Genomic DNA, 11,462 nt, shown 5'->3' with positions numbered 1-11,462 from the left:
AGCCGCGCCTCCGCCATCCTCCGCTTCGCTTCGGCCCTCCGCCTGCGGGCTTCGGCGGACGTGTCACTTCGGGTTCTGGTCCGCCCCGCCCGCCGTCTGAGTGATCGCCACGAAGGCCGCGATGGGCGCGGCCGATCCGGCAAAGGACCTCACCCATGACGACCGACGGCGACGACACCGACTTCGAACCGCTGCACGCTTCATCCTCGACTGATCACATCCTCCAGGAGCTTCAGCTCTATGGTTACCGTCCCTTGCAGGATAGGCCCGATCCAAGGCCGCTCCCCGAAGGCAACGTCGTGGCCGGTGCGATCGCCGATATCTTCGACGCCCTGGTCGCGACGCTCTCCGACACCCGCCTCGAACCAGACCTCGACGACCTGCTCTGGTCGACGGTCAACCTGTTCCACCGGGCGGTGGACCGCATCGAACGCGAGCTCGACCAGAACGAGCAGGCGCAGCAGAAGAGCCAGCGCGAGCAGAACGGCTCGGAAGTCCGGTCCCGGCATCCAGGACAACCTGGCCGACAAGGCGAAGACACTCGGAATCCCGGTCTGGAAATTTGGCAACGGCGGCGCGTAAGCGCCGCCCAAAGGGCTTGAACAGATTGGGACGACAGGACTGGGCAGGCTCCATGTGTCGATAGGCCGGTTGCCGAAGATGAAATCGCATGTCCGTTGCGAAGGCGGGCTTGCGTCCCATCTTCGCCTTAGTCTCAGCTATACGTTCAGTTGCGCCGTGGTGGTGGTGGAAGGCGCGACCCGTCACATCCTCGAACGGAGCCACCACCATGCTCGCCCTTGGAGTCGTCTTCAATACACTCGGGATACGCTTGTTCTGCTGGCTCGTGTTTGAGCTCGCGGTATATGCCCTTCCATTCTTCACGGCCATCACCGTCGGCATAATGGCATTCCACGGTGGTGCCGGAGTCGTTGGTGCGCTGCTCGTAGCTATCGCGACGGCCGCGGTGACGCTCGCCGTTGGCCAACTTGCCTTTGCTAAGGCAAGGCCGAGGATCTTGCGCGGTATGGTTGCCGCGGCATTCGCGGCTTCCGGCGGGGATCGCCGGTTATCACGTGATTTTCGGGTTATCACAGGTCGGCGTGCCCTCGCTGCTGTGGCGCGAGGTCTTCGCCTGCTTCGGTGCAGTGTTCATCGGAGCTACGGCATGGACGCGGATCGCGGTCTTCGCGCAGCCACGACCGGAGCCGGGCAGTGCGAGTGGGAACAAGTCTCAGCCAGTTCTCACGACCGCCATACGCGAGCGATAATCCTTCTCCTCGCTTGGGGGCCACACTATCGGACGTGGCGAGATCTCTTGTCGAGGCGCATCTTCGGCAGGTGCGGTCTTTCGGGGCGCCAGATGACCATGAGCCGCCGAGATAATTCGGCCCACCGCGCGTGGTGGTGGAGGAGGTGCTCTATCGCAGGCATTCGCGGCAGACCGTATCGCCATTTCCTGCACGCTGTTTCTTTCTCCACGCTGGACCTCGTCGACCTCTTGCCTGGCACGACCGCGGTCGGCCACGTCATCTCCTGGGGCTGTTTAGCGCGCGGACGCACTTGGCCTCTTGATAGCTTGATCTGGCCGAAGACCGGCTGCGCCTCGATCGCCTGAGCCGCAACGCCATGGTTGAGACTTTCTTCCCCTGGGCTTGCGCCCATTCCTCGCGAGGCAAGAAAGTCTCAATCATGGCATCCTCCGCTGCGCTCCGGCCCGCGAGCGGGTGCGTCGCCGACCGTCCTCGGCCTGTTCATCGCCATCGAGGCCGCGGTGGTCGCGGCTCGAAACAACTCAAGGAGAAGTGACATGGCTACCATCGGTTCTTTCAAGAAGGTCGGCAACGATTTCCAGGGCGAGATCATCACTCTGAGCTTGCAGGCCAAGGGCGTCCGCATCGTCGGCGAGCCCAACCGCGCAAGCGAGAACGCTCCAAGCCACCGCGTCTACTGCGGCCGAGCCGAGATCGGCGCAGCCTGGTCGAAGCGCTCCGAGGAAGGCCGCGACTACCTCTCGCTCAAGCTCGACGATCCCTCCTTCAACGCGCCGATCTACGCCAACCTGTTCGACGACGAAGGCGGCGAAGGTTACACCATGCTGTGGTCGCGACCGCGCAAGAATGGCGAGTGAGACTCGCTCCACCGAGCCTCGCCCGATCCTCGGGCGGGGCTCTTCTCTTGAAGCCCACCGCAACGCGCCACCATGCCAATTTCTTGTACCGGCCGATGCGGCCGGACAGGTCAGCAGATCTGGTATCTCGGATCATGGAGTGCGCCTCCGACGCTCGCCGAAACTTCGGCTCGGCTCGTGAACGGTCGTTCTGTTGCTTGCGGCACCCATTACCGACCGAAATTTTCTCCAGGAAATTGGTTTGCGAGAATGTTTGCGCTCAATTGCCCATCAGTCGGAGAATACCCCAGCCGCGGGTAATCTAGCTTGGGCCTCCCGTTGACGTGCAGCCTCTCAGCCCCATATTGGCAGCGCCGAAATTCCGGGACAACGATACGGGATACTCTCGATGCAAGTGACCTTGATGAAGGGCAAAATCCATCGTGCGCACGTAACGGAGGCCGACTTGCACTATGGGGCTCGATTTCCATCGATTGAAACCTCATCGAGGCCGCCGGCTTCCTCGTTAATGAGCGCGTAGACGTGTACAACATCGACAATGGTGCTCGATTTTCAACCTACGTCATAGAGGCTCCCGCCGGCTCGGGCATGATCGGTCTCAACGGAGCCGCGGCGCGTCAGGCAATGGTAGGCGACAAGGTCATTATTGTCGCATACGCGAATTTCGACAGCGATGAAGCTCGGAGGTTTCAGCCGCGCATCGTGATCGTTGACGAGAAGAATCAGAAAACCTGATTCTATGCCGGCACGTCCTCCAGTCCTGGGGCAAGAAATAGGAACACCAAATTTCGGACGCTTTCTCCTCGAGTAAATCTGCAGTCGATTTCGAAAGGCTGAAAAATCTCCTAAATTTGTTAAGGAGGGTTGCGTTTTGCAGCCCTCGCTCCATGCCATTGATGAAGGTGCGACGCGCGAACGATTCGGCGCGGCGGCTCCAGTCCCGCTCACGCGCGGGGCAGGTCGAATAGCTGAAGAGTCAAGATCCAAGAGCAAATTAAGCCCAGAGCCGTCGGTCGACTCGCCCTATGCCTCTGCTTAGATGAAAGAAGATCACAAGATGGAGCCGACCGGTGGCGCGTCCGTTCAACGTGTTTCCCGATGCGCCAGGCGCAATGCTCAAGCGCATCTATCTTGCCCAGGCCCGCCTTGAGGCCGTTCTCTTGCCCGATTTGGCCGCAACGGTCGGTGTCGGGTAGTTCTCTGCGGGGGCGGCTAGTGAATCATTCCGTCGTTTCTCCGCGTGGTCGCACCGACGACCACGCCGCTTCCTGCGATTCTGCCGATTATGCTGGGGCCGACTGGGCGTGGGAGTTCTTACGCCGAAATGATGACTATATCGCGGACTGGCGAAGCTCCGTTCCCCGGCACCTGCCATGCGTCACGCTGAAGGATAGGACGCAGCTGTTGCGCCTCAGGCGACGCTTTCCACGTGCCGAGAAATGGGGACTCTACACCTTCGCCGATCCGAAGCTTTGCCCTCATCAGGCCCCCGTGTTCTGGCATACAAGCGCGCTAAAGGGGGTTGTTCGGCTAAACGCACAGCGGCCAAACGACCCCGATAATGCCTCCACAGCGCGCACGCTGGCCGATTTCAACGTCGACCGAAGGGCGGTTATCGGGATCGATGGCGTCACGCTAGTCCTGATGAAGGGAAGGGGCTCGCAAGTCCCGGTCGAAATTCATGGGCTTTCCGTCCTGACCGCTCCGTTTGCGCCAGTGTTCGAATTGCACGATCTTGCCGATCTTGCGGGGCAGACAGAGCTTCTCCGACGCCTGCAGCGCTTCACCGAGCAACGGCATGGAGCGATCCAAAAGCCGCCGTTCACAAGCGACGCACGTCTCCGTCATGCCCTGATTGCGCTCGACGAAAGCCTGAAGGGCAGGACCTACCGACAGATCGCGATAACGATCTTTGGTGAGAAAAAAGTTGCTGAGGAATGGCACGGCCATAGTCAATTTTTGAAGGACCGCACCCGACGCCTCGTCGCCAAAGGCACCGAATTGATGAAAGGCGGTTATCGCGCTCTTCTGAGTTAGTTGGCTCGCTCTGCCATTGTCGTTTTGACGACCCTTGCTTGCGCGGGATGGCGGAAACAACACCTCTCATCTTCGCCACTCCCAAAATAGCTCCCAATCGGACGACGCTTCCGCTTGCACCCGTGGGTTGTGTCTGGTGCGATAGGAGTGTTCGAAATATGACGAAGAGTGACGATAAAGAACCTGACAAGCCGTTCCTCAATACGGTGGAAGCAGCCGCCTGGCTGCGGCTCACCAAGAACACGCTTGAGAAGATGCGGGTGAACGGCAGGGGACCAGCCTACCGCAAGCACGGCCGTTACGTCCGCTATCACATTGAAGACCTCGTCGAATGGTCGCATGCGAACAAGCGGAGGTCTACGTCCGATGCCGATTGATCGCGCAAGACTGTGGCGCCAGGCCACAATCCTCTCGGCCATGTGCGCCGGCATTGTCACTCTTCTGATATGGTCTGTGCCCGCAGTACCGCTTCTGATCTACAACGCCTCAGGCAGCGCGCCGCTCGGCTTCTATTACATGGAGCAACGGTTGCCGATGCGAGGCGAACTCGCCGTTTTCAAGCCGCCGCCGGCGGTCGAGCTTCTGATCATTACACATCAAATCCTGCCGGTGCCGGTCCCACTGCTCAAACAGGTCACCGCTATCGGCGGCGATGAATATGCCGCGCCAAGGAGCCGATCGGCACCATATCCATCAATGGACAGGTCACCGCCGAAGTGCTGGAGAAGGACCGGGAGGGGCGCCCGCTGCCAACCTGGGAAGGCTGCATGAGACTGGTCGAGGGGGAGTATTTCCTGCTGCAGCCGCATCCCAATTCGTTCGACTCGCGTTACTTCGGACCGGTCCTGCGGTGCGATATTCTGGGCGTGGCGCGGCCGCTGTGGACTTGGAATCCCGACGGCTAGATTGGAAAAGACGAAACGAACGTCAGCAGTTGTGCCGGAGCCGCTTGCCGCGGTTTGCCGGCGTTCGGGGCTCCTCCGCTCGTCCAAGCGCCGTCGTCTCTCGTTACCTCCCTGATGCCCGAGGGCAAGCTGAGATCGGCACAATGACGTCGAGAGCCCTTCCGACGAGCAAGCCGAGCTCCTTGTGAACTTGGGAAAAACTCTCGAGCAGTCTGCTGAAAAACCCAGAAATTTAGGCATTCGCGGTGTCTTTGGGTCGGTGATGTGTTTGATGGTGTGCGCTTGCCGGTCGCCCGAGCGACGGCATTGGCTATGCCGTGACCAGTTTGGGGATGCGGATCAGATTGTAGGCGATCAGGTTAAGTGTGAAGTCGGCGGCAACGCGCCAGAGGCCGCGATGTTTGGTTTTGTGCATCGTACCGTGCTGCTTGCCCCAGCCGAAGATGCATTCGATCATCGCCCGGCGCGATTGCGACATGGCATAGCCCTGGTCGCGCGTGGTCCGTTCGTCGATGGCGCTTCGGCGGCGCTTGCCGGTTTTGGTGACGGCATTGTTCTGCGTCACGTGCGGTGTGACGTTGATGGCGCGAAGATTGGCCACATGATCGGCCGTGTCATAGGCCTTGTCCTCGCCGGCGGTGATGCGGTGGCCAGCGTTCTTGGCCTTGGTTTTTAGCATCCGCTCCGAGGCGCGACACTCGGCGGTGCCGCCGGCGCGCGTGACCATGCCGGCCACAGCCAGCCCATGGCGGTTCTCCATGGTGGCGTGGCCGATGTAGCAGAGCTTTGCCTCCCGTCCGGCGGCCTTGCGGTAAAGCCGACTGTCGGGGTCCCGCCAAACAGGGTGTCGACCTCGACGGAAAGGATTGCGGCGCGATTATCGTCAAGAACGGGGCCGCGAAAGCCTGCATACAGCCGGCCGTCTTTGACCGCGACCCCCTCGATGGTCAGCCCATTGTCCTCCAGCCGCCGGTCCAGATAGGGGGCAAGAACCTGATCCGAGGCGATAATGTCCCTCAGCTTTGATGTCCGCTCGATGTCGACCGCGGCTGTTTGATTCTCGTCCGGGCGAAAGCGCACAATCTGACTGCTTGCCAGGATGCGCGCCGTGATTTCCCCGGCGTCCTTGGTGGGATCTAGCTTGTGCTTCTTGTCACGCGGATGGCCGTGCGAGCCAATCACGTAGTAGTGGTCGCCTGCAAATGCGACGCCCTCGCCATCGAGCTCGAGAGCCCTGCGCTTGAACGTATTGTCGATGAGCTTGACCGGCGCGCCCGCAACGAGCTTGCCCTGCTTAAGCGTCACGAATTGACCGTCTTGCAGATTGTCATCGATCACAAGGCACGAGCGCGGAAAGCAATGCCCCGTCGTGCACGCGATCCCACTGACGTCCTTGGACTTTTTGCCGTCTTTGCCGCTGAGCTCGTGCTTGACCGGCCAGCTCTCCTCGGCCCTGGCCACAGAGGATGCCGCCGCGACGGCGGCAACGACGATGCAGAGAACCGCGGGCCGCAACGCCGCGGCGAATGAAAAACGTATGACGGAAATCATTTTAAGCGACAAAAAGTCGTAGTTGCATTTGACTGCGATACAGCGAATACTCGATTACACAACCTTTCGTTTAGGGCGTTCGAACCATGAATTTATTGATCGCGGCGGGCGGGATTGCCGTCCCGACCCGCGCCTCTGACCGTTCTCCGAGGGTACCCTGAAATAGCCCGATGCGCGGTTGGCAATCATTTGCTCACGTGCCTCTGCCAAGCTCCGAACGCATTCCCAATCAGGCTTTGAGCCCACCTAGGACAATCACCATGGCCGCAGAAATGGACAATGATCCCGACTTCAATTCCGTATTTCTGGAGCGGGCAGCAGAAGCCGCCAAACGGTGGCGCGCGCACTGAAGTCCGCGAGAAAAAAACCGAAGCTCTCGAGGAAGGACGTGCGCTCGCTGCAGATACGCCGCCGCGTGTGGCGCTTCGACTGAATCGACTGATTGAGCAGGTGCGAAAGAGCGCAAGCGGCGGTCGGGTATCATCGCTTCAGTATCATCATGAACGAGCAGCGACGCATGGCCTATGTGTCCGCATGCAACGGTGAACTTCAATCCGCCAGAGTCAGTTTCGCGCGACGAAGGCAGTCAGTCCTGGCGTATTGATCCGCAGGATCAGCTCGGGGGTGCGTACTACAACGATAATGACTACGACAAAGGCCATCTTACTCGGCGTGACGACGCCGCGTGGGGCAGCGACAAGGACGATGCCCTGGCTGCGAATTGGGATACGTTACACTACACCAACGCTGCGCCGCAATACTATCTCCTCAACCGCTCGACCGATTTCACCAGTGCGAATCTCGATCTATGGGGTGATCTGGAAAACTTCAGCTCGGAGCAGGGCGGCCAGCAGAGAACGCGCTTGTCGATCTTCAACGGCCCCATTTTCGGGGACCGCGACAAGAAGTTGGACGACGCTCGCGTCCCATGGGCGTTCTTCAAGATCGTCATCTGGCGCGACCGGAACGAACCGCCCGGCGCCATCGGATTCGTTCTCAGCCAGCGTGACCTGATCGAGAATTTACCTGAGGAAGCTATCGACCCGGGGCGGTTCTCGATACGACAGAAGCGCATCAGTCAGATCGAACGCGATCTCGACATTAGCTTCGGCCCGGTCACGGAATGGGACCAGATGCCGGAACGCGCTGCAGAGGAGAGCCTGGACGAAGAGGGCATTGAGATCACGCGTGTCTCGGACATCCTAATCCGCTCCGACAGGTCGACGTCGACCGGCGTTGCCGGGACGCTGGCGGCTAATGCTCGCAATGGAGTGCTCGGTGAGGCCATTGCCGGTCGCGAAGAGGTAGACACGTCAATGCCCCAAGGCGCCGACATCCAGGCCGGATTCGCCCAACTCGATCAATTGGCGAGAGCAGAGTACCACCAGAGTTTGCAAGAGGTCGTTGATCAAAACGACAAGGAGAAAGCAGCTCAGCGCCTCGGACGGCTGGTGGGTGTGCTGCTCAAAGAGCCCTTTGCAATTTCCTCCGACCTGAAGGCAAAATCTCAACGCAGCTCGGCATACCGTACCTGGGCGCTCAAGTCGCAACAGGACTTCGAAGCGGCGGCCAAAATGCACCCTCACGCCTTGAAGAGGCTGGAATGGCTGCGTGAAGAGCTCTCGAAACAAGGAATGACTACCGCCGACCCGTATCAGCTCGCGCTGCAGGCACACCATTAATCCGGCTTCTTCGCGCTGCTGATGCGAGTCGTGCGCGGCTATATCTGCGGCGATCCCAAGATACGAAAGATGGTCGACGATGCGTTCAAGAAGATCGGAAAGTTCGGCAAGGCGCCGACGCCGGAAACCGTCGTCGGGGCCGGAGGACTGACACTCGGTGCCTACCTTGTGCAGTTGATCCCGGCCTTGGGCATGCTGGGGTCCCCCGTCATTGCCGCGCTTATTCTCATCCTCTATCTCCTTGGCAGCAAGGCGTTCTGCGGCTGGTCGAGCCAGCTCAAGACGAACGAAAACGAGAGCTAGTTCCGGAAGGTCGGGGGGTCCCCAAGAAGACTTTGCCGAATTCAGGTGGCGCTCTCGCCGTCGATTTTAGCGGCGATGTAGGATACGACTTCGCGTTGCCGCGCGCGGCTGCCGCGGCGATATTTTGGCTTTCAATCACGGGTGCGGTCGAGCGGGTGCAGCGTCGGAAGTCCCAGGGCGCAGACTAGTTCGTGCGCCATCGGGCATCCACCTCTATGTAGTTTGCTACGAATTTCCACCGGCCTATCGGTCCAGACTTCAGCAAGGTGAGCGAGCTCTAGGAAGGAGGCTGTCAGATCGGCGGGAGGGCAAGATAAAAGCACTGGCGCTTCGTGACGCCCAAGCCCTTGCCTGCACATCCAAGATTTGTCGCTGACACGGCGCGCGATGTCGCCACGCCAGTTGCAAGGTGATGGCGTCCTTGGCGCGTTACGTCTGCGTCTTGGCACGGCGCCGGCCGCACCACATATCGGCGGCTCCCTGGATTGCGAGCGCCCGCCATGAAAGAGATCGACGACGAATTCGACGTGAAGCTCGGGCGGATCGGCAACCGCAAAGCCAGGCGAGCAACGAGCTATCTACGGCGTGTCCGTCAGGAGGCGCAGAAGGCGGTTCCGAGTTCGCGGCGAGCGTCGTCGTTCACCGGTGCCTGCATCGGACGAGGTGGCGCGCAGGGTACGGTCCTCGCGGGGCGGCGTCGGGATGCGGGACGGCGCCGGGTCGTGATCAAGGCGCGCATCGTGAGCATCAAGGCAGGCGAGACGAGCGCTACCCAAGCGCATCTGCGCTATGTGCAGCGCGACGGCGTCACACGCGCCGGCGAGCCGGGCGAACTCTACGCCGCGGGAAGCGACCACGCCGACGGCAAGGCGTTCGCGGAACGAAGCGGTGTTGACCGCCACCAGTTTCGCTTCATCGTGGCGCCGGAGGACAGCGCGGAGCTAACGGATCTGAAGCCCTTCATCCGCGACCTGATGCGGCAGATGGAACAGGACCTCGGCACCAGGCTCGACTGGGTCGCGGTCGATCATTTCAACACCGGCCATCCCCACAGCCACATCGTGCTGCGCGGCAAGGATGACGCCGGAGATGACCTTGTCATCGCCCGCGAGTACATCGCCCACGGCTTGCGAGCGCGGGCGTCGGATCTCATCACCCGGGAGCTCGGCCCGGAGACGGAAATCGAAGCCACCCGCAAGCTTCAGCAGGAGGTCACCGCCGAGCGGTTCACGCGCCTCGATCGCGCCATCCTGCGCGATGCCGTCGAAGGGAGGCTGGACGTCGGTGCAAGACCCACAAGCGAACCCGCCTGGCAGTCGGCGCGGATAGGGCGGTTGCGAACCCTCGAGCGGATGGGCTTGGCGGGCGAGGAGGCGCCTTTCCATTGGCGGATCGATGCCGAGCTCGAAGCAAAACTCAGGCGAATGGGCGAACGCGGCGACATCATCAAGACCATGCATCGGGAGCTTGGCGCCGCCGGACTTTCGCGGGCAGGAGGCAGCTACGCGATCTTCGATCCGGAACAAGGCGGCCGGCGCTTGGTCGGCAGGGTTGTCGGCGAAGGGTTTTCGGATGAATTGAGTGAGCGCCGCTATGTGGTGCTCGACGGCATCGACGGGCGAACGCATTACGCCGAGATCGGTGGTCTCGCCGCCAATGAAGACGCGCCTGTCCGGAACAGCATTGTCGAACTCAGATCGCGCACCGTTGAGCCACGCGAGATCGATCGGACCATCGGCAAGATCGCTGCTGCGCATCATGGCGTCTACAGCGATCGCCTGCACCGGGCGTTCGATCCGCAAGCCTCTGGCGAATATGTCGCCTCCCATGTGCGGCGCCTGGAGGCGATGCGACAGGCGGGGTTGGTGAGCCGGCAAAGTGACGGGAGCTGGAAGGTCGGCGAAAACCATCTCGATCGAGCGTTGCGGTATGAGGCGTTTGACCGCTCGCGCAAGCCGGTGCAGGTTGCGGTTCTTTCCTGGCATCGGCTCGAGGATTTGCCGCAGGCGCTCGGGGCGACCTGGCTCGATCGCCAGCTCGTTGCCAAAGTGCCGGAAGCGCTGGCGCCAAGCGGAATGGGGGCGGAGGTCGAGACAGCACTGCGGGTAAGGCGGCAATGGCTGATCGAGCAGGGGCTCGCGCGGGAGCAGGATGGTCAGATGCGCTATGCGCGGACTTTGCTGCGGACGCTGGAGGGCCGAGAGCTTGCCCGAACAGCTGCGGATATTTCGGCGCGAACGGGGCTTGAGCACTTCGAGATCAAGGCGGGCGACAACGTCACCGGCGTTTATCGGCGCATGCTGACACTGAACAGTGGACGATTTGCCCTGATCGAGCGCGCGCATGATTTTGCGCTGGTGCCATGGCGGCCGGTTTTGGAGCGGGCGCACGGGCAGCTCGTCGCGGGCAGCGTTGGTGGAGAGGGGATTTCCTGGTCGATCGGCCTAAAGCGGGGTATCGGGCGTTGAAGGCACGAGCGCGAAAGTGAATACCTCGGTAAATCAGTAGCTTATGTTGCGACAGAATTGTTATACTACTTCCGCAGAAATAGTATAATACCAACGGCCTTAAGGGCTGACCGTTGCCCAATGGCGTGTGGTGATGGCAGCGATCCGCGGTGGATCTGTTGCAAAGAAGTTCCAAGCGTCGCAGGTTTTGTTGACGATGTCGTCATAGTCATCGAACACGGTGATGGCGAGTTTGTTTGCACGCAGGTAGGCCCAGACGTTTTCGATCGGGTTGAGCTCGGGCGCATAGGGCGGCAAGCGTAGCAGGGTGATGTTGTCTGGAACGGAGAGGGCACCGGCACCGTGATAGCCGGCGCCGTCGAAGACGAGGATGGCATGTGCGCCG

The 11,462-nt window shown here is 60.9% G+C and carries 12 protein-coding genes and 2 pseudogenes; 10 read left to right on the top strand and 4 right to left on the bottom strand.

The window, feature by feature from the left end:
* Positions 1-155 precede the first annotated feature (155 nt).
* A pseudogene (locus J6497_RS32515) lies at positions 156-503 on the top strand (hypothetical protein); the annotation flags it as partial.
* 224 nt (positions 504-727) lie between these two features.
* Here J6497_RS32515 and J6497_RS41720 read toward each other — a convergent pair.
* Positions 728-988 carry a hypothetical protein gene (locus J6497_RS41720; protein ID WP_312010406.1) on the bottom strand — a complete coding sequence of 87 codons (261 nt, stop codon included), beginning with the start codon at positions 986-988 and terminating at the stop codon, positions 728-730.
* 822 nt (positions 989-1,810) lie between these two features.
* Between J6497_RS41720 and J6497_RS32505 the strand changes: the two genes are divergently transcribed.
* The 6 genes and pseudogenes from J6497_RS32505 (at position 1,811) to J6497_RS32485 (ending at position 5,073) form a co-directional block, all read left to right on the top strand.
* Entirely contained in the window at positions 1,811-2,131 is a 321-nt protein-coding gene (locus J6497_RS32505; RefSeq protein ID WP_225708303.1) for a DUF736 domain-containing protein, read from the top strand.
* A 388-nt stretch (positions 2,132-2,519) separates the two neighbouring features.
* Positions 2,520-2,866, top strand: a pseudogene (gene panD / locus J6497_RS32500) (aspartate 1-decarboxylase).
* Positions 2,867-3,201: 335 nt separating this feature from the next.
* Positions 3,202-3,327, top strand: a complete 126-nt coding sequence (locus J6497_RS41375; protein ID WP_283845489.1) for a hypothetical protein — start codon at positions 3,202-3,204, stop codon at positions 3,325-3,327.
* A 19-nt stretch (positions 3,328-3,346) separates the two neighbouring features.
* Positions 3,347-4,168, top strand: a complete 822-nt coding sequence (locus tag J6497_RS41715; RefSeq protein WP_225708302.1) for a DUF2285 domain-containing protein — start codon at positions 3,347-3,349, stop codon at positions 4,166-4,168.
* A gap of 158 nt (positions 4,169-4,326) precedes the next feature.
* On the top strand, positions 4,327-4,545 hold the full coding sequence (locus J6497_RS32490; RefSeq protein ID WP_225708301.1) for a helix-turn-helix domain-containing protein: 219 nt from the start codon (positions 4,327-4,329) through the stop codon (positions 4,543-4,545).
* 279 nt (positions 4,546-4,824) lie between these two features.
* Positions 4,825-5,073 carry a S26 family signal peptidase gene (locus J6497_RS32485; protein ID WP_312010407.1) on the top strand — a complete coding sequence of 83 codons (249 nt, stop codon included), beginning with the start codon at positions 4,825-4,827 and terminating at the stop codon, positions 5,071-5,073.
* Positions 5,074-5,383: 310 nt separating this feature from the next.
* Here J6497_RS32485 and J6497_RS32480 read toward each other — a convergent pair whose 3' ends face one another.
* Together J6497_RS32480 and J6497_RS32475 are read right to left on the bottom strand one after the other, a co-directional pair.
* On the bottom strand, positions 5,384-5,833 hold the full coding sequence (locus J6497_RS32480) for a transposase (RefSeq protein WP_249793851.1): 450 nt from the start codon (positions 5,831-5,833) through the stop codon (positions 5,384-5,386).
* A complete protein-coding gene (locus J6497_RS32475; protein ID WP_225708300.1) occupies positions 5,746-6,534 on the bottom strand; it encodes a DUF3616 domain-containing protein in 789 nt (262 codons plus the stop codon). Before J6497_RS32475 ends, J6497_RS32480 begins: the two co-directional genes overlap by 88 nt.
* A 632-nt stretch (positions 6,535-7,166) precedes the next feature.
* Here J6497_RS32475 and J6497_RS32470 point away from each other — a divergent pair.
* The 3 genes from J6497_RS32470 (at position 7,167) to rlxS (ending at position 11,077) form a co-directional block, all read left to right on the top strand.
* Complete coding sequence (locus tag J6497_RS32470) at positions 7,167-8,306, top strand: DNA/RNA non-specific endonuclease (protein WP_225708299.1); 1,140 nt, start codon at positions 7,167-7,169, stop codon at positions 8,304-8,306.
* 21 nt (positions 8,307-8,327) lie between these two features.
* Positions 8,328-8,609, top strand: a complete 282-nt coding sequence (locus J6497_RS32465; protein ID WP_225708298.1) for a hypothetical protein — start codon at positions 8,328-8,330, stop codon at positions 8,607-8,609.
* A 500-nt stretch (positions 8,610-9,109) separates the two neighbouring features.
* Positions 9,110-11,077: a relaxase/mobilization nuclease RlxS gene (gene rlxS / locus J6497_RS32460; protein ID WP_225708297.1), complete on the top strand. Its 1,968-nt coding sequence runs from the start codon at positions 9,110-9,112 to the stop codon at positions 11,075-11,077.
* A gap of 99 nt (positions 11,078-11,176) precedes the next feature.
* Here rlxS and J6497_RS32455 read toward each other — a convergent pair.
* Positions 11,177-11,462, bottom strand: a 286-nt coding sequence (locus J6497_RS32455) for a transposase (protein ID WP_312010403.1), incomplete at its 5' end; no start/stop codon positions are given.

Source organism: Bradyrhizobium cenepequi (assembly GCF_020329485.1).
Classification (GTDB): Bacteria; Pseudomonadota; Alphaproteobacteria; order Rhizobiales; family Xanthobacteraceae; genus Bradyrhizobium; species Bradyrhizobium cenepequi.
The sequence above is the reverse complement of the archived record's forward strand: the minus strand, read 5'-3'. Positions and strand labels throughout refer to the sequence as shown.